Genomic DNA, 21,831 nt, shown 5'->3' with positions numbered 1-21,831 from the left:
CAGGCGCTTACCCTCGCGCCATGCTCAGTCAAACGGTCAAAACACATTTAACGCATTTAATATGCTGGGTATATTAGCAGCAATTCCCTGCGATTTGAAAAGACTTTTACCATCAATGCCGTCAATTGGCACGGTTTGGTCGTGTTTATTCACTGTAATTTTTGTATCAAAATATGTCTGATTGGTTATTTTGCCGCAAATCTTACTTTTTATTGGTGGCAAAGACGCGCTGTGATGTCACTTGGATTTTATAAGTATCAGACTCGGTATCCACGATTGGCGAGATGATTTGTCTGTGCAAGCTAGCAGTATGGATATGACAGACAAGGTACTTGCGGCAAATTTTTTTAGGATTACTGACCGTATCGCTTTGTTTGATAAGACAAAACGCTGTTGTATTGTGAACTGATTGTTCCTTTTTTACCACATAATGGATAAATTTGTAATTATCGCCCAGTCATTTTATAATTGCAGCTACTTAACTGGCACGAGTTTTGTGCGAATTGATAAGTGGTCATGATATAGTGTCGTCTAGAGCTTCTCTATTCATACTGGTATTCATATTTGGTTACAGCTGGACAATGTCAATAGACCCAAACCCAACCGATGGTTTGAATGTTCTTGTTAACTGTTCTATTTTTAAACACTTAGCGTCAGGTTTGCACCCTTATAGATAACACAATCGCAAGATAACAAAACACGGTTATCTTGTGATAAGTGCGACCAGTAAAAATAGACTAGTTAATCGATCTTACTCATGTTTATTTTCTTTGTTGTATAATAGACAGGTTGTTTGACCGATCTGTTTGCCAAGCAGTTGTAAACCGAGCAGTCGTAGACAAAGTATCAATACCTTACCACATGATTCTTTCTTCACCTTTAGCACAAACTAAACGAAGTCAGCTAGCTCTTCCTTACTTTATTCGTCTCGTGTGTTGCTCTACGCTTAATTGACACAATCCCGACCTATGTCATGCGTTGATAGCAGATACAGGAGTATAACCGCAAAAAGGATGCCCGCTGTGAAAAGCAACCGACCTATTGATCTGCCTTTAAGCCAAGTGATTAGCGTTAATCGCTCACCGATTGCGATCGCTTCTATCTTGCATCGTATCTCTGGCATTATTTTATTTTTATTGATTCCTGTCATGCTGTGGTTACTACAGAACTCATTGGCGTCGCCTGAGAGTTTTGAGACCGTGTTTGACAACGTACTTGTGCGCTTTTTAGCATGGATATTTGTGGCTGCGATTGCTTATCACTTTGTGATGGGCATCAAGCACTTATTTGCTGATATGGGCATGAACGAAGAGCTAAAATCTGGCCGCGCCGCATCTAAGGTCAGTTTTGTGATTGCAGCGATTTTAATTGTCGCGTCATTTGTATGGGTGATGTTCTAATGATTAAAAATGATTCAGGAATCAAAAGCGCAACTGGTCTGACAGGTTCAGGCTCACGTGATTGGATTGTCCAGCGTATCAGTGCGGTCGTTTTGGCCGTTTATAGTGTGGTGTTGCTGGGTTTCTTTTTGACCCATGGCGATGTCACTTATCTTGAGTGGTCGTCATTTATGACCAGCTTACCGATGCGTCTGTTTAGCTTGGTCGCTGTGGTGGCACTTGCAGGCCATGCTTGGGTAGGTATGTGGACCGTATTCACTGACTATATCACCTCAGGCAAGATGGGTGAGAGCGCGCCAAGATTGCGTTTGGTATTACAGACTTTGATGATTATCTCTATTTTAGTCTTTTTATTTTGGGGCATCATGATTTTTTGGGGTAATGGCTTTGGTGTCGTTGCTGTTTAATGATGAGGTGAGCACCCAGATTGGGTGGTAACGCCAAAATATTGATAAAAATGGATGGCTGTAAACGTGATTGATAGCTTGGTTATCACTGCCATTCATACATAGCCGAAAATAGTCATAGCATTGGGTTTGGTTACTTGTTTATTTTATGTCTAATATTTTATGTTTAAAAAGACAAATGCGCTGATAGGGCGTTCGATAGATAAGCCGCCGAGCATAATACCGCTCAGCCCAGTATAACGATAGATATGCAAATTAAGTGGTTAAAGGCCAGATGTGTCATATGCTTTAGGTAAGCTGCACTGAGAAAATAAGTATTGGTGTACAGACACAGGACAGATAGCCTTTTTATTTACTTCTAAGCATTAACAGGCATTAGGAAAACCGTAATGGCAACTAGACAAGATAATACCATTAGTAATATTAAGACCCTAAACTACGATGCCGTCATCGTCGGTGGTGGTGGTTCAGGAATGCGTGCTTCACTGCATTTGGCTGAGTCAGGCATGAAGGTTGCAGTTTTGACCAAAGTATTCCCAACCCGTTCGCACACCGTCGCAGCCCAAGGTGGCATCGGTGCAAGTTTGGGTAACATGAGTAACGATAACTGGCACTTTCACTTTTATGACACCGTAAAAGGCTCAGATTGGTTGGGTGACCAAGACGCGATCGAATACATGTGCCGTGAAGCGCCAAAAGTCGTCTATGAGCTTGAGCACATGGGCATGCCGTTTGACCGTAACGAAGATGGCACGATTTATCAGCGCCCATTTGGTGGTCATACCTCAAACTATGGTGAAAAAGCGGTACAACGCGCGTGTGCGGCAGCTGACCGTACAGGTCACGCCTTGCTACATACGCTGTATCAAAAAAACCTAGAGCAAGGCACCGAGTTCTTTATCGAGTGGATCGCGCTTGATTTGATCAAAGACGAAGATGGCAACATCAACGGTGTGGTGGCGATTGAGCAAGAAACTGGTACCATTGCTGTCTTCCAATCACCAATCACCGTGCTCGCGACAGGTGGTGCAGGCCGTATTTTCGCCGCGTCTACCAACGCTTATATCAACACAGGTGACGGTATTGGTATGGCCGTGCGTGCTGGTATCCCGCTACAAGATATGGAGTTTTGGCAGTTCCACCCAACGGGCGTGCATGGTGCAGGCGTACTATTGACCGAAGGGTGCCGCGGTGAAGGGGCTATCTTGCGTAACAAAGATGGCGAAGCGTTCATGGAGCGTTATGCGCCAACGGTCAAAGACCTAGCGCCTCGTGACCTTGTATCGCGCTCGATGGACCAAGAAATCAAAGAAGGCCGCGGCTGTGGTCCGAACGCTGACCATATCGTAATGGACATGACGCACCTAGGTGTCGATACCATTATGAAGCGTCTACCGTCAGTGTTTGAGATCGGTAAAAACTTCGCCAACGTCGACATTACCAAAGAGCCAATTCCAGTTATCCCGACCATTCACTATATGATGGGCGGTATTCCAACCACGATTCATGGTCAGGTCATCGTACCAGATCTAGAAGCGGGTACCGATGAAGACGGTCTATACGCTAAAGGCAATGTGGTGAAAGGCCTCTATGCCATCGGCGAGTGTGCGTGCGTCAGTGTCCATGGTGCCAACCGCTTAGGTACCAACTCACTTCTTGACTTGGTGGTATTTGGCCGCGCGGCTGGTAAGCACATCGTTGATGAGTTCCATCATGCCGACCACAACTATAAGCCATTAGACCCACGTGTGCTTGACTTCACCATGCGTCGCCTAGACAAGCTGCAGCAGTCTACTGAAGGCTACAACGCGCAAGATGTCGCTGACGAAATCCGCGCTACCATGCAAAAACATGCCAGCGTATTCCGTACCCAAGCCATCATGGACGAAGGTGTCGAAAAAATCTTGGCATTGGGTGAAAAAATCGACAAGATCCACTTGGCCGATAAATCGCAAGTCTTTAACACCGCTCGTATCGAGGCCTTTGAAGTGGCAAACTTATACGAAGTTGCGAAAGCCACAATGATCTCAGCGGCGCATCGTCACGAAAGCCGCGGCGCGCACAGTGTCTCTGACTACGATCGTCCAGAGGATGATGATTACGCACCAAATGGCCGTAACGATCACGAGTGGATGAAGCATACCTTGTGGTATTCTGAAGGCAACCGCATCATTTATAAGCCAGTTCGTAAAGTGCCGTTGACAGTCGACTATATCGAGCCAAAAGTTCGCGTCTACTAATATTGGACGCCGCGCCTGATATATACTCGATATATAAACTGCGCAAACGTTTTATCCCTTATTCATTTATTAAAAGGTGACCGCCAGCTACATGCACTTGCCCGCGCTAACGATAAATCAGTCGTTAGCGCAACGAGATTGCAGTCTTTGTATGCCCGCCATCACCTATGTGTGGAGTTTAGCATTATGAGCCGAGGTACTCGCACCATCGAAATCTATCGCTACGATCCTGATGTGGACGCAGCGCCGCGCATGCAAACCTATACGATTGAGCTGTTAGACTCAGATCGTATGTTGCTTGACGTGTTATTACGCCTAAAGAAAGAAGATGAGACCCTCACTTTCCGTCGCTCTTGCCGCGAAGGCATTTGTGGCTCTGATGGCATGAACATCAATGGCAAAAACGGTCTTGCATGTCTTATCAACATGAACACCTTGCCAGAAAAAGTCACCGTCCGTCCTCTACCAGGTTTGCCTGTGGTTCGTGATTTGGTCGTCGATATGAACCAGTTCTACGAGCAATACGAAAAAGTACACCCGTACTTAATCAACGATCAGCCAGCACCGCCGACAGAGCGTCTGCAATCACCTGAGCAGCGCGAACAACTAAACGGCCTGTACGAATGTATCTTATGTGCATGCTGTTCGACCAGTTGCCCATCATTCTGGTGGAACCCTGACAAGTTCTTAGGTCCATCAGCATTGCTACACGCCTATCGTTTTGTGGCTGATAGCCGTGATGGTGATACGCAAGCGCGTCTTGCACGTTTGGACGATCCGTTTAGTTTGTTCCGTTGCCGCGGTATCATGAACTGTGTGTCAGTTTGTCCAAAAGGCTTGAATCCAACCAAAGCAATTGGTCATCTGCGTAATATGTTGATTGACCAAGCAGGTTAATCGTTTATAATTGCATGGTTTTTTACAGATACTGTAAAAAAAACACCACCTAGTTATTAGGTGGTGTTTTTTATTGACTAAGGCGTGTTGGCTTCTTAACGGCGCAACCTACATTTACAAACAGCATCGCAAGCGCCATGTGTTTTTAGCGTGCATCGATGACAGCATGATGGTAAAGCTATATTGACAGTACGTTGGTCATGTGTAAGAAGGCCTGTGATAAAGGCGCGCGCCCTATATAATTAAATACGCAATACCAGTAACTTGATAGAAAAGTCATACGGGTAAGCGCACATTAGCTCAGGGTTTTGATGAGGTATTTGCCTTTATTTAGGTAGATTTGGTGTTTGATTGGGCCGAATGTTTAGGAAGATTTTGCTACTTTAGGTATAATAGCAAGCCAGAATCAGCCAATAATGATATCATTATATTGATAATAGATATTCATTATGTAAATACCTAGTATTGAACAAACAAACTATGTCGTAAAAAGTAGACATGCTACCCTATACAGCAATGTATATTTGGCTAAGAGTGTCATCTATCTCATTGATAGGATAACGGTTCAGCCAAAATAGCCGTGTGAAAGGCTAGCTGAAAGCAGGAAGACTGGCGATTCATTGGTTGCTATTGCAACATCTATACACACCTTGCCAGCCATATGTGTCAGGTGGATATATACTATGAGCTTGCCATACACCAGCATGGATAACCCATGGTTAATAAATGTTAGTTAATAGATTTGTTATGGCTTTTTGCATTATATATAAATTAATATTGTGAAACGAGTTGGTTCAGAAAACTGAGCGTTCACAAATAGTTATATTTTTACCAACACTATTGTAATAACTGCGATCAGCACTACTTAGCTATTGTCGACACCGTATGTTAACGGCAATGCAAAAATAGACGAGAGACAGTCGGCGGTCAATTTGTTTGACTGTTGCTTGACGTAAGTTATGTCAGAGGTTATCCAGACTTTTGACAATCAATAAGCGCTCGGTCAATAAGCGCTTAGTCAATAAACGCTCAGCCGCTGATGTGACACAAGGTTTACATAGCAGATATACGACAGATTACACAATAATAAGCACGATTCCATTCATTTATCTATCAAATAGACGATTATTATGAATAGTATAACCAAAGACGCAGCAGAGCTAGGACATACTGAACTGGCCGCTGACAATGCCAATTATATCGAAGCGCTCTACGAGCAATACCTAACAGATCCTGATAGTGTGGATGCGGACTGGCAAACGTATTTTGAACAGTACAAGTCGCCAAATGACGCCAAACACAATGCTATTAAAGATCAGTTTTTATTGCTGGCCCGCAATCAAACCGCCAATAAAGTCAACACCGACACCAGTAGCGCGCCTGCTGGCAGTGCTGACTGCGCGGATCCTAAACAAATGGGTGTGCAGCAGCTGATCTCAGCTTACCGCCGCCGTGGTCATCGCCGCGCCAAGCTAGATCCATTAGATCTGCATCCGCGTGCCGAAGTAGAAGATCTGACGCTTGCGTATCACAACCTATCAGAGGCCGATCTCGATACGGTGTTTCCGACCAATGATTTAAACATCGGTAAAGACGAAGCGACACTCCGTGAGATCATCGAAATCATGGAGCGTGTGTACTGCCGTTACATCGGTGTTGAATACATGCACGTGACCACCAGCACCGAAAAACGCTGGATGGAAAAATACCTCGAGACCAACCTAGGCTATATCGAATTTGATAAAGAAAAACGCTTATCTATCTTAGAGCGTCTGACAGCGGCTGAAGGCCTAGAGAAATATCTGGCTCGTAAATATACCGGCGTCAAACGTTTCGGTCTAGAAGGCGGCGAGAGCTTTATCCCAGCCATCAATGAAATCATCCAACGTGCTGGCGGCTATGGCACCAAAGAGATGGTCATTGGGATGGCGCATCGTGGCCGTTTAAACCTCTTGGTCAATATCTTAGGTAAAAACCCTGCCGATTTGTTTGATGAGTTCGATGGTAAGGTACAGCCAGAAAAAGGCTCAGGCGACGTTAAGTATCATAACGGTTTTTCTTCTAACGTGATGACACCAGGCGGTGAGGCGCATTTGGCTCTAGCCTTTAACCCCTCGCATCTTGAAATCGTGGCGCCTGTCTTACAAGGCTCGGTACGTGCACGTCAAGTTCGCCGTAACGACCAGCCATTTATGGACAACCAAGACGGTAACTCAGTATTGCCAATCGTCATCCATGGTGATGCTGCCTTTGCCGGTCAAGGGGTGGTTCAAGAAACCTTCCAGATGTCACAGACGCGTGCTTATACCACGGGCGGTACGGTTCATATCGTGATCAACAACCAAGTCGGCTTTACGACCAGCCGTCAAGAAGACGCCCGCTCAACCGAGTACTGTACTGATGTGGCCAAGATGGTGCATGCTCCTATCTTACACGTCAACGGCGATGACCCTGAGTCTGTGGTGTTTGCCGCGCAATTGGCACTAGACTACCGTCATGAATTTGACAAAGACATCATCATTGATTTGTTCTGCTATCGCCGTAACGGCCATAACGAAGCCGACGAGCCATCAGCGACGCAGCCTTTGATGTATGCAGTTATCAAAAAACTGCCTACGACGCGTACTATCTACGCACAAAAACTCATCGCCGATGGCGTCCTTAGCGCAGAAGAAGAAAAACAGTACGAAGATGATTACCGTGAGTCGCTAGACCGTGGTGACTATGTCGCTAATGCCTTGGTCAGCAAGCCAAACGAAGCATTATTTGTCGATTGGAAGCCCTATCTAGGCCATGATTTGGTCGATGAGTGGGATACCAGCGTCGATATCGAAAAATTAAAAGAGTATGGCCGCCGTATGGCGCAGATGCCAGAAGGCTACAAGCTACAGCGTCAAGTACAAAAAATGGTCGATCAGCGCCTAGCCATGCAAACAGGCGAAGAGCCATTGAACTGGGGCGCTGCTGAAACCTTGGCCTATGCGTCATTGGTCGATCATGACAATGTCTTGGTTCGTATCACTGGTGAAGACGTCGGCCGTGGTACTTTCTCGCATCGCCATAGTGAGATCTACAACGTCAATGACGGCAGCATGTATGTGCCCTTATCGCATATCAGCGAAGACCAAGCACGTTTTGCCACTTATAACTCGTTGTTGTCAGAAGAAGCGGTACTGGCCTTTGAATACGGCTATGCAACCACCGTACCAAACGCGCTAATCGTTTGGGAAGCGCAGTTTGGTGATTTCGTCAACGGCGCACAAGTGGTGATTGACCAGTTTATCTCAAGCGGCGAGACCAAATGGCAGCGCGTTTGTGGTCTGACCATGCTGTTGCCACATGGCTATGAAGGTCAAGGCCCTGAGCACTCATCAGCGCGTCTTGAGCGTTTCTTGCAGCTATGTGCCGAAGACAACATGCAAGTGATTACCCCAACGACGCCTGCACAGATTTATCATGCCTTACGTCGTCAAGCGGTACGCCCAATTCGTAAGCCGCTTATCGTTATGTCACCGAAGAGCCTGCTGCGTCATAAGCTGGCCACCTCTCACCTAGAAGAGCTTGCCAACGGTAAGTTTGAGACGGTACTGCCAGAGATGGATGAGCACAATGCAGACAACATCACTCGTATGGTGCTCTGTGGTGGTAAGGTCTACTACGATCTACTTGAGCAGCGCCGTGCGCTTGGCCTTGATCATGTGGCCATCGTCCGTATTGAGCAGCTTTATCCGTTGCCAGAAAAACGCTTGATTGCTGAGATCGAAAAATACAGCAATCTAAAAGAAATCGTTTGGACGCAAGAAGAGCCATTGAATCAAGGTGCTTGGTACTATCTAGCGCCGCATATGTTCCGTATCGTCGTACCACATCCAACCAAGGCAAAAGTCATGGAGCCAGTGGCACGTCCACCGAGCGCCGCTCCTGCGACAGGCTCGCCAAAACTGCATGCTCAGCAGCAGCAAGCACTGATCGCAGGCGGTCTTGGTATCAGTGTCGATGAGCTGGCAAAGTAAAGTAAGTGACAGACGTTACAAGTTATAGATTATAGAAGACACATGAAGCAGGCGATGACAGTCAGTACTGGCAATACCTATCAGTGACATTGTTGCACACAGTATTGACTGCCTATCACGACTTAATAATGCATATAAATATCCAAATCTAAGGAGTATATCGATGGCTGATATCAAAGCCCCCGTTTTTCCAGAATCGGTTGCCGATGGCACGATCGTCGAATGGCATGTCAGTGAAGGTCAGCAAGTAAACCGTGATGACCTATTGGCTGAAATCGAAACTGACAAAGTTGTTTTAGAAGTTGTGGCACCTGATGATGGTGTTGTGACCAAAATCGTCAAGCAAGTAGATGACACAGTACTATCTGACGAGCTAATCGCTGAGTTTGAATCGGGTGCAAGCGGAAGCACAGACTCAAACGATGAGCCAGCAGTCAACCCAGACCAGCCAGCGGCACCGGTACAAGCTAAGCAAGGTACAGATGGCGGTGAGCCAGTACAAGCCACTGACAAAAAAGACGAAGCCGACCATAAAGATCAAAGCCCAGCCGTTCGTAAAGCGGCCAAAGAGTCTGGCGTAGATCCGAAAAACGTCGAAGGCAGTGGCCGCGGTGGCCGTGTGACCAAGAGTGATATGGCAAAAAAAGCCGACAGCTCTATCAAGTCAGATAGCGGTCGTCCTGTGGCAGAGTCAACTGGCGAGCGCACCGAAAAACGCGTTCCAATGACGCGTCTACGTAAGCGTGTCGCTGAGCGTCTACTATCAGCTACCCAAGAAACCGCTATGTTGACGACCTTTAACGAAGTCAATATGAAGCCGTTGATGGACATGCGTACTAAGTACAAAGCCCAGTTCGAAAAACGTCATGGCGTACGTCTAGGCTTTATGTCGCTATTTGTCAAAGCGGCGACCGAAGCCCTCAAACGCTTCCCAGCGGTAAACGCTTCACTAGACGGTGATGACATCGTTTATCATGGTTTTTATGACATCGGTGTGGCGGTATCATCAGATCGCGGCCTCGTCGTTCCAGTACTTCGTGATACTGACCGTATGGGCATGGCGGACATCGAAGCCAAAATCCGTGAATACGGTAGCAAGGCGCAAGAAGGCAAGCTTGGTCTAGACGAGATGACGGGTGGTACATTCACTATCTCAAACGGCGGTGTATTTGGCTCACTCATGTCAACGCCTATCTTGAACCCACCGCAAACTGCTATCTTAGGTATGCATGCAATCAACGAGCGCCCAATGGCAGTCGACGGTAAAGTTGAGATCTTGCCAATGATGTACCTAGCGCTGTCTTATGACCACCGTATGATCGATGGTAAAGAAGCGGTACAATTCTTAGTGACACTAAAAGAATTGGTCGAAGATCCTACTATGCTTCTTTTAGACCTGTAAGCTTCTAAGCTTGTATTGGCAATCGCTGATACAAGTTTTTTAACTTTGGTATCGGCCATTGTCATTTGAGCAAAATCACGCTTAGCAATAATCCAGCCGTTTAATTATGACGTTTAATTGTGACGTTTAATTGTGACGTTTAATTGTGACGTTTAATTGTGACGTTTAATGAAGATGCAGTCCTATAGGACGGCGTCTGACGGCTGGCTGTTAGTACGCCTTATCGAGCTGTCTGTATTTAAGGCAGCCTATTGGCGACTACAGACGTCATCAAAACCAGACAAATAATTAATCCTGTGGTTAAAGATGAGAGCGGTCGTTATTGCACAAAAGTGACACCATCGTGCCGATATACCTCACACAACATGAGCAAAATCTAAAATAATCTAAAAAAATAGGAACGTACTATGAAAGACAATTATGATTTGGTCGTCATCGGCGGCGGTCCTGGCGGTTATGAAGCAGCCATTCGTGCAGGTCAGCTTGGCATGAGCGTGGCCTGTATCGAAAAACGCGTTTATAAAGGCGAGCCTGCGCTTGGCGGTACTTGTCTAAACGTCGGTTGTATCCCATCAAAAGCCTTGCTGGATAGCTCGCACCGTTATGAAGCGACCAAGCATGACTTAGCTGAGCATGGCATCAGCACAGGTGATGTCTCTATCGATATCGAGCAGATGATCGCTCGTAAAGAAGGCATCGTCAAGCAGTTGACCGGCGGCGTGGCAGCATTGCTCAAGGGCAATGGCGTTGACTGGCTACAAGGCTGGGGTACGCTCATCGATGGTAAAGGTAGCGAGAAAAAAGTTAAATTTACCGCGTTAGAAGACGACAGCGAAACGACCATCACCGCAAAAAATGTCATTCTTGCGGCAGGCTCTGTGCCTATCGATATTCCAGTGGCCAAAACTGACGGCGACCGTATCGTCGATTCAACTGGCGCGCTTGACTTTACTGAAGTACCTAAGCGCCTTGGCGTGATCGGTGCGGGTGTGATTGGTCTGGAGCTAGGCTCTGTATGGCGCCGCTTGGGTAGTGAGGTTGTGGTATATGAAGCACTACCGAGCTTCTTAGCCGCCGCTGACAAAGACATCGCTAAAGAAGCCGGCAAACTGCTGAAAAAACAAGGCCTTGATATCCGTGTCGATACCAAAGTCACCAACGCTGAAGTCAAAGGCGATCAAGTCGTTGTGACCAGCGAAGCCAAAGGCGAGTCGAGCGAGGAAAGCTTTGATAAGTTAATCGTCTGTGTCGGTCGCCGTGCCTACTCTGAAAAACTACTGGGCGAAGACAGCGGTATCACCTTGACCGAGCGCGGTCTAATCGATGTCGACGATCAGTGCAAAACCAATCTAGACGGCGTCTATGCCATCGGTGATTTGGTACGTGGTCCTATGCTTGCGCACAAAGCGATGGAAGAGGGTATGATGGCTGTCGAGCGTATCCATGGCGAAAAAGCTCAGGTCAACTACGATACCATCATCAACGTCATCTATACCCATCCAGAAATCGCATGGGTTGGCATGACTGAGCAAGAAGCCGAAGAAGCAGGTTATGAAGTCAAAACTGGCTCATTTAACCTAGCGGCCAACGGTCGTGCGCTTGCGCAAAGCGAAGGCCAAGGCTCTATCAAAGTCGTCGCCGATGCCAAAACAGATCGCTTGTTAGGTATGCATGCCATCTCTGCAGGCGCAGGTGATATCGTCCATCAAGGCATGATCGCGATGGAGTTTGTCTCTAGTATCGAAGACCTGCAGCTGATGACGTTTGCTCACCCAACGATCTCAGAAGCAGTACACGAAGCGGCGCTATCTGCAGATGGCCGCGCCATTCACGCTATCCAGCGTAAAAAGCGTAAAAAATAAGTCGTTCGCTACCGTTGCAAAACAAGCAAACAAATAAGCAAGTATCGATTTATGACTTGACTATTTAGGCGTCAATGATAGTACTGCTATCGGCGCTGCTGCTATGGTCATAAGTGCGCCAGACTCTGGTCTACGCGCACTTATTTTCACTTTTTATTAATTGTAAAAAACAAGGGATACAATCAATGAATTTACATGAGTATCAAGCAAAAGAGCTATTAAAAAGCTACGGATTGCCTATTCAAGAAGGTATCATCGCCCACAATGGCGACGAAGCTGCTGCTGCTTTTGACAAAACCCCAACCGATATCGCCGTCATCAAAGCACAGGTACACGCTGGTGGCCGTGGTAAAGCGGGCGGTGTAAAACTGGTTAAGACTCGTGAAGAAGCCAAAAAAGTGGCAGAAGAGCTCATCGGTACCAACTTGGTCACCTTCCAGACTGATGCTGATGGCCAACCCGTCAACTTCGTCTTGGTTGCAGAAGATATGTATCCAGTACAGACTGAGCTATATCTTGGTGCCGTGGTCGACCGTGCTACCCGCCGTGTGACCTTTATGGCATCAACCGAAGGCGGCGTCGATATCGAGGAAGTCGCTAATGAGACACCAGAAAAAATCTTCAAAGTACATGTGGATCCATTAGTCGGTCTCATGCCTTTCCAAGCGCGTGATGTGGCGTTTAAACTTGGCCTAGAAGGCAAGCAAATCAACCAGTTCGTAAAATTGATGACTGGCGCATACAAAGCCTTTGTCGAAAACGACTTTGCCCTAATGGAGATCAACCCATTAGCTGTACGCGAAAACGGCGAAATCGTCTGTGTCGATGGCAAAATCGGTATCGACTCAAACGCCTTATATCGCCTACCAAAAATTGCAGCGCTACAAGACAAAACGCAAGAAAACGAGCGTGAGCTAAAAGCTGCTGAGTTTGACCTAAACTATGTCGCCCTAGAAGGTAACATCGGTTGTATGGTCAACGGTGCGGGTCTTGCCATGGCGACCATGGACATCATCAAACTGTACGGCGGCAAGCCTGCTAACTTCCTAGACGTGGGCGGCGGTGCAACCAAAGATCGCGTTGTAGAAGCGTTCAAAATCATCCTAGAAGACAGCAGCGTAGAAGGCGTCCTTATCAACATCTTCGGCGGTATCGTACGCTGTGACATGATCGCAGAAGCCATCATCGCTGCGGTCAAAGAAGTCGACGTACAAGTACCTGTGGTCGTCCGTCTAGAAGGTAACAACGCTGAAAAAGGCGCGCAAATCCTAGAAGAGTCTGGTCTAAAACTGATCTCAGCTCAGGGCCTCGCAGACGCTGCACAAAAAATTGTCGAAGCTGTACAAGCTTAATACCGATTGCGCCAGCGCCTTAGAGTAGGGCGATAAAACCAAACTCTAAGCATACAAGCGCTATCGCATAGTCGTCAAAGCGTGATGGCACTTGCTAGGCTCAGATCATCATTGATAGTGGTTATCAGTCGTCAAGTCGCTGTCACAAGACAACCGAATACAAGGAAAAAATAATGAGTGTATTAATCGATAAAGATACCAAAGTATTGGTACAAGGTTTTACGGGTAAAAATGGTACCTTCCATTCAGAGCAAGCCATCGAATACGGCACCAAAGTCGTCGGCGGTGTCACTCCAGGTAAAGGCGGTCAAACGCACCTAGGCTTGCCAGTATTTAACACCATGGCGGAAGCGATGGAAGCGACTCAAGCTGACGCGTCTGTAATCTATGTACCAGCACCATTTGTACTAGACTCAATCGTCGAAGCGATCGATGCTGGCGTGAAACTGATCGTCGTGATCACTGAAGGCGTACCGACTATCGATATGCTAAAAGCCAAGCGCTATCTAGAAGAAGCGGGCGATGTGCGTCTAGTGGGTCCAAACTGCCCAGGCGTCATCACCCCAGGCCAGTGCAAAATCGGTATCATGCCAGGCCACATCCATCAGCCAGGTAAAGTGGGTATCATCTCACGCTCTGGTACCTTGACTTATGAAGCGGTCGCGCAGACCACAAAGCTTGGCTTTGGTCAGTCAACCTGTATCGGTATCGGTGGTGACCCTATCCCTGGTATGAACCAAATCGACGCGCTAAAACTGTTTGAAGAAGATCCACAGACAGAAGCGATCATTTTGATCGGTGAGATCGGTGGTACTGCGGAAGAAGAAGCCGCCGCTTATATCAAAGACCATGTGACGAAGCCTGTGGTTGGCTACATCGCTGGCGTCACTGCTCCAGAAGGCAAGCGTATGGGCCATGCTGGTGCGATCATCTCTGGTGGTCAAGGTACGGCAGAAGAGAAGTTTAGAGCCTTTGAAGATGCTGGTATCGCGTATACACGTGACCCATCGAAGCTAGGCGATAAGCTAAAAGAAGTTACTGGCTGGTAAGGTAGACGTCAGCATAAGTCTACAAAAAGCCACGAAAGCTGTGTTGAATTATCAAAAAGACATCTCTACAATGGGGTGTCTTTTTTTGTTTGAAAAATTATGAAGAATAAAATCTTAGTAACTGGCGGCGCAGGCTACATCGGCTCACACACTTGTATAGCCTTGCATCAGGCAGGCTACGAGATAGTTGTTTATGACAATCTATCTAATAGTAGCCGTGAAGCGATCAATCGTGTCTCTCACCTTATCGGTGCACCTATTGACTTTATCAAAGGCGATATCCGTAATGCCAAGGCATTGAGACAAGTGTTTGACGCCCATCAATTCTTTGGTGTCATACATTTTGCCGGATTAAAAGCCGTCGGTGAGTCCGTGGCCAAGCCCTTACTTTATTATAATAACAACGTCAGTGGCACCATCACCTTACTCGAAGTCATGGCAGAGTACGACGTTAAAAACCTCGTTTTTTCCTCTTCTGCCACGGTTTATGGCGATCCTGAGACTCTCCCTATCGATGAGACCGCCCCGCGCTCCTGTACAAACCCTTATGGTCAGAGCAAGCTGACCGTCGAGCATATCCTAGAAGATCTAGCCGTCTCCGATACTAGCTGGAGTCTAATCTCTCTGAGATACTTCAATCCAGTAGGCGCGCATCCATCAGGGCAGATAGGCGAAGACCCAAACGATATTCCAAATAATCTCATGCCCTATATCTCGCAAGTCGCTGTCGGTAAGCTGGAGAAACTTAGCATCTTTGGCAACGACTATCCTACCGTCGATGGTACAGGCGTGCGGGACTTTATCCATGTCACTGATTTGGCCGCCGGTCATGTCGCTGCATTGAATTATTTACAGCAGCAAGTCAATGTACAGCAAAGCTCAGCAGGGTTTTTGCCTATTAATTTAGGGACCGGCACAGGTACGTCAGTATTAGAGCTGGTCAATGCCTTTACCGATATCACAGGGCAACGCGTGCCGTATCAGTTTGTCGCGCGCCGTGCCGGAGACATCGCCAGCTGCTATGCCAGTGCCGATAAAGCCAAAGTGCTACTTGGCTGGCAAGCTAAGCTGTCTGTCGCTGAAATGTGTGCAGATACCTGGCGCTGGCAAAATCAAAATCCGAGTGGTTATAAGTAAATAAGCTTCTCCTGTCTATTATTATTGTTATTTATAAAGGAAATCCATATGAGTATTATCATCCAAGCTGGACATAAAACTTCTAAATCCAAGGAGGTAATGGAGAAGCTATATGAGAGAGGCTTGGATAGATCTAAAGAAAGCTACACTCATAAAATGACTGCCGAGCAAGTTTCAGAGACGCTATATAAGGTGCTTGCGCGAGAAAACATGTCATCTGCTAATGAAAAGATGGCTGATAATGTGATGACAGATTTTCTTTTGGCTAATTTGGATTTTGAAGACTGGGGTTGGGAGTCTGATAAGAATCTAGCGGGTTTAGAGTATTGGCAGCAGATTGAGCCTGATGTAGGGTTTGTTTTAGTTTTTGATCATCCAAGAACGATTTTTGAATTTAGCTCGATCAATACTCTTACGGTCAAGACATTAAATCAAAAAATAGAAGATTGGGTGAAATACAATGAAGTTTTGTTGGAGTTTTACGAGAAAAATCAAGATAAATCTATATTAATAGAGGGTAGTAGTGCTCTGAGCAATATTGCTGGTTTAAAGGAGCAAGTAAAAAGGCTTGCTAGTACGTTAGACTTAAAGAGTAGTTGGCAAGTCTCCAGTACTAACACTGCTATTACTAAAGAGCGGTCAGCCAATAGTAGCTATAATATTTTGTTAGGTCTAATAGCTGAAGAGACTTTAACCAACTATCCAGAAGTGATCACTTTATTTAATAGGTTGCTTTCTAAAGCTTCTATCAAAGAAAGTGACAGCATTTTTAAGACAAAACGTCTAGGCGTGGATAAGCTTGTAACTTCGTTGAATACAATTGGGTTACAACAAGAAAAAACTCTTTCTATCGAGAAAGAAGCTCAGTTAAAGAATGAGAGTCTAGAAAGAGCATTAAGAGAACAACAGAGTAAAAGCAAAAAGCACTCTGATGATGCTGTATCACAGAGTAATCAAATTATCCTGGAGCAACTGTTGCAAGCTCAAGAAGAGTTAGAGAGACTATATCAAGAAAGAAGTAATCAAAAAGAGCAGCAATCTAATTTTAAGAAGCCTGGAACCCCTAAAAAAAGATATGGAGCTGCAGAAGCTATTAAAGCGGACTTGCCATATAAGTTAGGTAATGTAATGGTATCAGCAAAAAAGCCTGATCAAATTGCAAAGTTACCTATAATGCTTATGAAGGAGTATAAAGCGTTTGAGAAGGAATCAGGCAGCCTCTATTCTCCTTTGAAGTTAGATGATTATGCAGATGCTCGTGAAGCTGAAAAAGTCAAAAAGCACCTTTCTTATCAATTGGGTAAGGTTATGCTTGATAGCAAGCAGTCACCAAAAAAGCTAATAAGCCTACCTTTAAACATGGGTAAAATAATAGTTGGTTTTAAAAAAAATAAATAATCAATATGATCAAAGGTATAAAAATGACTTTTAAAAAGGCTAATCACTACTTACGTGAAGGCAAGACTAAAGAGGCGTTAAAAGAATATCAGAAGATAGATACTACTAATCCTTTATACGGCCAAGCTCAATTCAATATAGCTCTGATTGAGCAGAATTTAGACAAAGTTAAATTAAAGAAAAGCCAGCAGCTAACACTAGATAGAGCGGCGAGCACTTCAGGCAACTTACTATCCAGTAATATTAAACCATTAGTCAGTGTGGTCATGCCGGTATTCAATGTGGCGCCTTACCTCGATGCCAGTATCATGTCTGTCCTAAATCAGACATATGAGAATATAGAGCTGATCATCGTGGATGATGCCTCGACTGATAATGGTATGAACATCATTAAGATGTATGAAAAACAAGATAGCCGTATCAAGGTTATTCCTCTTGAGTTTAATACACTTGGTGGTGCAGGCATTCCTAGTAATATAGGGGTCGATCATGCTAAAGGTGAATACATCGCTTATGCTGATAGTGATGATATTCTAGACAAGCATGCAGTCGAAAAAATGCTAACTGCAGCTAGGACGTATGACGTAGATGTTGTCATTGGAGATTTTTGTAATTTCAGCGATGAGACGCGCGCTGTTGATGTTGCCTACGATAAAAACAGATGGGGAGGATTACCTTTAGATGAGGCATTTAGCCCTATAAAATATCCTGATGTCTTTAAATTGTCGCCCGTGCCATGGCGAAAACTTTATAGTCGTAAGTTCTTAGACTTACACAATATACGGTTTCCTGAAGGCGATTACTTCTACGAAGACAATCCGCTACATTGGTTTGTATTATCTAAGGCCAACAGCATATTTATGCTAGATTATGTGGTGGCTTTCCATAGAATGGGACGAGAAGGGCAAACTATGGGCGCAGATAGCTTTAAGTTAGCTGCACACTTTTGCCACTCGAACTCTGTATTACGATTTTTTGAGACCTCTACTGAGCCAGTTAATGCGATTTTTTGGAAGGAGCTACTAAAAAAATCAGTTAATTATCAATGGGTGATAAGACAAGTAGATGATGAGGCTATTCAAAACACATTTAAAAAAGTTAATGCTCAGCTAGTGAAAAATGCGTTATATGCATCTAAACTGTCTGACAGTGTTATAAAAAAAGAGATACCACAAGTTTTTTCCAAAATTAGTGAGTACTCTAAAGCCCGTTCCGATGTAGACTTAACTATTATTATTCCAGTCTATAATTGTGCTGATCTTCTCGACAGCACCTTGCAAAGCTTAACTCAGTTCAAGAAAATAAACAGTGAAGTATTATTGATGAACGATGGTTCGTCGGACGATTCATTAATGATTTGTCAAAAATATGCTGAGCAATTTGATAATTTTTATATCTTTACTCAGAATAACAAAGGTGCAGGCGTTGCGAGAAATGCGGTTATTCCTCTAGCAATAGGGGAATACACGTACTTTTTAGATGCTGACGATACTATTGAGATAGAAAATCTAGAAGAGGCGGTATTGCAGGCACGAAATAGTAGCAACGATCTTCTTTTGTTCAAATATAAGATTGATTATTTTGATAAGAATAAGTCTAGAGAGATGTTTAATTCGGATCAAAAGATTTGGAATAAATTATTAGTCTCCAGTGATAACAATGATAAAAAAGTACTTGCATCAGGTTTAATTAACTATCCGTGGAATCGCATCATTGCCACGAAGCTATTGCATGATGAAAATATATTCTTTGGCAAAACTGTCGTGCACAATGATGTGCCATATCATTGGCACAGTATTATGGCCTCTGAAAATATTGGCATATTAGATGAAGTGGTGTGTCATCATCGTAAATTTGATGAGCGAGAGCAAATTACTAATATCAAGGATAGTCGGCGATTGATGGTATTAGAAGTGTATCGTCATACTCATCACCTGATCTCAAAGTACAAAGGCTTTGCTCAGCTATTGCCAGTATGGAAAGACTTTATTACTCACTTATTGACGTGGGCAGAAGATAAAATTCCTGATGCCGATAAATCATATTATAACGCTAAACGTATAGATATCTTAAGTGAGCTCAATCATCTATGCAGTAATTCTGATGAGATAGAAATTGGTAATATTGATACCGAAGTCGGGTTTTATAGAATCATAGGTAACAGCATATCTGGGCTACATGCTGAAAACCAAGCAGAAGAAAACCTAGAGTACATATTAAATAACGAATCTAGCGTACAGAATGTCACTAAGTACTTCGTTCTTAATAGAATCTTTGATGACAGTCATAGACACAGATTATTAAAAATATTGAAAGATAAGCATGCGAACTATTTAGAAATAGCTTTTGATCCTGATGTATTCAAAAAGATAGGTTACGACTTTGGTAGTCTCCCAGATAGCTATTACTGGTTTGCTACTAAAAAAGATAAGTGGGCAGAAATCGTATGCAACACAGCCGTTAGAAACTTTAAAAATGCTTATCTTATGAATAACAATGGCGCCAGAAACTTCGCTCTCCAACATGGCAAGAGTCGCTTTGATTGGATAATGCCTTGGGATGGCAATTGTTTTTTACCTGACGATAGCTTTAAAAAGCTTCTATCATCTATGGCAGTTAGAAATGGCTCATATAAATATGTAGCCACTCCAATGCAGAGGGCGACAAGTGAGGACTATATAGACAGGGACGCTCTAGTTACTAATGCGATCGATGAGCCACAGATATCGTTTAGACGAGATGCGAAAGAAGTGTTTAATGAGGACAGAGTTTATGGTAATCAATCTAAAGTTGAATTGTTTAAGCGTTTAGGATACAAGAATGATAGTTGGGATAAGCTGATTAATCTTTATCCTTGGAGGAAACTTAAGTTTATACCTTCGTCTGAGCAAGGGCAACTTATCGAAGCTTCTGGTGTGTTCAGACTATACTCTGGTAATAATCAGGCTGCTACTAATGGTGAGAATAGGTCTCACACTCGCTCATTCGGTATCATAGAGACCATTGATAAGGTAGAGGCAGACCAGATTGCTGCTACTATCACTATGAAAGCAAATCGTATCCAACCCTTACTAGCAACCAAAATAACGACGTTAGCACCTAAAAACAAGCTTGAGAAACTGTTTGAAAATAACTTCTCTAACAAGACTGATGATATTAACAAGCTGAATAGCAAAGATAGAGTCTATGCGGTGGTTTATGCTTTTTCTCAAAGTAAACTGCTTGCAGTACATGCAGCACCAGTGAATATTAAAAGGCTTTACTTCAAGGAAGATATCGACCTTGCAAATGTAGATAAGTTTTGTGCAGTATTGAATAATCTGACGACAGCACTCGTTTGCAGTTTGATAAGCAAGGATTATGTAAAAGCGGTAAAAATCAAGCTAGACTTAGCCATGCTTTTATATTATTACCACTTTAATATGCATGACTTAAATTTTAAAAGCAGTCGTCATGCCAAGCATATTGAACAGATGATCGCGATAGTGACTGATATTTTTGACGAAGTCTTTGAATACTCATTCCATGAAAACTTTAAACACACATTTCAATAATAAAAGACAAAAAGGACTAAATATGAATATCGCAATGGCAGGTGCAGGACTATCATGCGCAGTAATCGGTAGAGAGTTAGCAGAAAAAGGGCATACTATCACTATCTTTGAGGCACGCAGTCATATCGCTGGCAACTGTCACACAGAGCGTGATGAACAGACTGGCGTCATGGTCCATGCTTATGGTCCGCATATTTTTCATACAGATAACGAAGAGGTATGGAATTATGCGAATAGATATGCGAAGTTCCAACCCTATACCAATCGTGTGAAGAGTACTACCCAAGGTCGTGTTTATTCATTGCCTATTAACTTACTGACTATCAATCAGTTCTTTGGTGAGACTTTATCTCCTGATGAAGCAAAAAGCTTTATAGAGTCAAAAGCCGATATGAGCATTACCGATCCACAAAGCTTTGAAGAGCAAGCGTTGCGGTTCGTCGGTAATGATCTTTATGAGGCTTTTTTTAAGGGCTATACCAAAAAACAATGGGGGCTGGATCCAAAGAAACTGCCCGCCAGTATCCTAAAGCGCTTGCCTGTGCGTTTTAATTATGATGACAACTACTTCTCGCATCGCTTTCAAGGAATGCCACTTGAAGGCTATACCGCTATGGTGGCCAATATATTGGATCATCCTAATATTACCGTGCATCTAAACAGTGGCTTTGAGCGTTCGCAAGTGGCAGATTATGATCATGTATTCTACTCGGGTACGATAGATGGCTATTATGACTATGAGTTTGGCCGCTTGCCTTATCGCACTTTGGATTTCGTCAAAAAATACGCTGAAGGTGACTTCCAAGGTTGCGCTGTGATGAATTACGGTGATGAAGCGGTGCCATATACGCGTATTTCAGAGCATAAGCACTTCGCGACATGGGAGGAACATGAAAAGACTGTCTATTTCGAAGAATATAGCCGTGAATGCGAGCCTACAGATATCCCTTATTATCCTATCAATCTATTAGAGGGTAATGAGCTGATTGCAAAATATAAAGACAAAGCGGCACAGGAAGATAACGTCACCTTTGTTGGTCGTTTGGGTACTTTTAGATATTTAGATATGGATGTGATTATTAAAGAGGCTTTAGATATTAGTTTATGCTTCAAGGCTTAA

Annotated in this window: 13 protein-coding genes; all 13 read left to right on the top strand. The window is 44.3% G+C overall.

The features are described from left to right. Positions 1-1,013 precede the first annotated feature (1,013 nt). The 13 genes from sdhC to glf all read left to right on the top strand — a co-directional run bounded on the left by sdhC (position 1,014) and on the right by glf (position 21,831). Positions 1,014-1,400 (top strand): succinate dehydrogenase, cytochrome b556 subunit, encoded by a 387-nt coding sequence (gene sdhC, locus AADH33_RS12375; protein WP_075101402.1) that lies wholly within the window; start codon positions 1,014-1,016, stop codon positions 1,398-1,400. Between the two features lie 2 nt (positions 1,401-1,402). After that, positions 1,403-1,807: a succinate dehydrogenase, hydrophobic membrane anchor protein gene (gene sdhD, locus AADH33_RS12370; RefSeq protein WP_075101435.1), complete on the top strand. Its 405-nt coding sequence runs from the start codon at positions 1,403-1,405 to the stop codon at positions 1,805-1,807. A 389-nt stretch (positions 1,808-2,196) separates the two neighbouring features. Further along, positions 2,197-4,047 carry a succinate dehydrogenase flavoprotein subunit gene (gene sdhA, locus AADH33_RS12365; RefSeq protein WP_348549080.1) on the top strand — a complete coding sequence of 617 codons (1,851 nt, stop codon included), beginning with the start codon at positions 2,197-2,199 and terminating at the stop codon, positions 4,045-4,047. Between the two features lie 186 nt (positions 4,048-4,233). After that, a complete protein-coding gene (locus tag AADH33_RS12360) occupies positions 4,234-4,944 on the top strand; it encodes a succinate dehydrogenase iron-sulfur subunit (RefSeq protein WP_348549079.1) in 711 nt (236 codons plus the stop codon). A gap of 1,130 nt (positions 4,945-6,074) precedes the next feature. Beyond that, positions 6,075-8,957 (top strand): 2-oxoglutarate dehydrogenase E1 component, encoded by a 2,883-nt coding sequence (locus AADH33_RS12355; RefSeq protein ID WP_348549078.1) that lies wholly within the window; start codon positions 6,075-6,077, stop codon positions 8,955-8,957. Positions 8,958-9,120: 163 nt separating this feature from the next. Further along, on the top strand, positions 9,121-10,359 hold the full coding sequence (gene odhB / locus AADH33_RS12350; RefSeq protein WP_348549077.1) for a 2-oxoglutarate dehydrogenase complex dihydrolipoyllysine-residue succinyltransferase: 1,239 nt from the start codon (positions 9,121-9,123) through the stop codon (positions 10,357-10,359). 407 nt (positions 10,360-10,766) lie between these two features. Next, positions 10,767-12,221, top strand: a complete 1,455-nt coding sequence (lpdA, locus tag AADH33_RS12345; protein ID WP_348549076.1) for a dihydrolipoyl dehydrogenase — start codon at positions 10,767-10,769, stop codon at positions 12,219-12,221. A 185-nt stretch (positions 12,222-12,406) separates the two neighbouring features. Then, entirely contained in the window at positions 12,407-13,573 is a 1,167-nt protein-coding gene (gene sucC / locus AADH33_RS12340; protein WP_348549075.1) for an ADP-forming succinate--CoA ligase subunit beta, read from the top strand. A 173-nt stretch (positions 13,574-13,746) separates the two neighbouring features. Next, entirely contained in the window at positions 13,747-14,622 is an 876-nt protein-coding gene (sucD, locus tag AADH33_RS12335) for a succinate--CoA ligase subunit alpha (RefSeq protein WP_207968964.1), read from the top strand. A 99-nt stretch (positions 14,623-14,721) separates the two neighbouring features. After that, the gene (gene galE / locus AADH33_RS12330; protein WP_348549074.1) at positions 14,722-15,759 is read left to right on the top strand and encodes a UDP-glucose 4-epimerase GalE; all 1,038 of its coding nucleotides are present in this window, start codon (positions 14,722-14,724) and stop codon (positions 15,757-15,759) included. A gap of 48 nt (positions 15,760-15,807) precedes the next feature. Further along, positions 15,808-17,157 carry a hypothetical protein gene (locus AADH33_RS12325; RefSeq protein ID WP_348549073.1) on the top strand — a complete coding sequence of 450 codons (1,350 nt, stop codon included), beginning with the start codon at positions 15,808-15,810 and terminating at the stop codon, positions 17,155-17,157. Between the two features lie 23 nt (positions 17,158-17,180). After that, a complete protein-coding gene (locus tag AADH33_RS12320) occupies positions 17,181-20,711 on the top strand; it encodes a glycosyltransferase family 2 protein (RefSeq protein WP_348549072.1) in 3,531 nt (1,176 codons plus the stop codon). Between the two features lie 22 nt (positions 20,712-20,733). Then, positions 20,734-21,831: a UDP-galactopyranose mutase gene (glf, locus tag AADH33_RS12315; protein ID WP_348549071.1), complete on the top strand. Its 1,098-nt coding sequence runs from the start codon at positions 20,734-20,736 to the stop codon at positions 21,829-21,831.

This window comes from Psychrobacter sp. KFRI-CH2-11, from assembly GCF_038239325.1.
Taxonomy (GTDB): Bacteria; Pseudomonadota; Gammaproteobacteria; order Pseudomonadales; family Moraxellaceae; genus Psychrobacter; species Psychrobacter celer.
Note: the sequence above shows the minus strand (reverse complement) of the source record. Positions and strands in the feature narration are given on the sequence as shown.

What these genes read in the sequence shown, in the direction of transcription:
- sdhA (WP_348549080.1), top strand. Translation starts at nt 2,197, where the DNA reads ATGGCAACTAGACAAGATAATACCATTAGTAATATTAAGACCCTAAAC.
- AADH33_RS12355 (WP_348549078.1), top strand. Translation starts at nt 6,075, where the DNA reads ATGAATAGTATAACCAAAGACGCAGCAGAGCTAGGACATACTGAACTG.
- galE (WP_348549074.1), top strand. Translation starts at nt 14,722, where the DNA reads ATGAAGAATAAAATCTTAGTAACTGGCGGCGCAGGCTACATCGGCTCA.
- glf (WP_348549071.1), top strand. Translation starts at nt 20,734, where the DNA reads ATGAATATCGCAATGGCAGGTGCAGGACTATCATGCGCAGTAATCGGT.
- AADH33_RS12325 (WP_348549073.1), top strand. Translation starts at nt 15,808, where the DNA reads ATGAGTATTATCATCCAAGCTGGACATAAAACTTCTAAATCCAAGGAG.
- sdhC (WP_075101402.1), top strand. Translation starts at nt 1,014, where the DNA reads ATGCCCGCTGTGAAAAGCAACCGACCTATTGATCTGCCTTTAAGCCAA.
- sucD (WP_207968964.1), top strand. Translation starts at nt 13,747, where the DNA reads ATGAGTGTATTAATCGATAAAGATACCAAAGTATTGGTACAAGGTTTT.
- AADH33_RS12360 (WP_348549079.1), top strand. Translation starts at nt 4,234, where the DNA reads ATGAGCCGAGGTACTCGCACCATCGAAATCTATCGCTACGATCCTGAT.
- odhB (WP_348549077.1), top strand. Translation starts at nt 9,121, where the DNA reads ATGGCTGATATCAAAGCCCCCGTTTTTCCAGAATCGGTTGCCGATGGC.
- lpdA (WP_348549076.1), top strand. Translation starts at nt 10,767, where the DNA reads ATGAAAGACAATTATGATTTGGTCGTCATCGGCGGCGGTCCTGGCGGT.
- sucC (WP_348549075.1), top strand. Translation starts at nt 12,407, where the DNA reads ATGAATTTACATGAGTATCAAGCAAAAGAGCTATTAAAAAGCTACGGA.
- AADH33_RS12320 (WP_348549072.1), top strand. Translation starts at nt 17,181, where the DNA reads ATGACTTTTAAAAAGGCTAATCACTACTTACGTGAAGGCAAGACTAAA.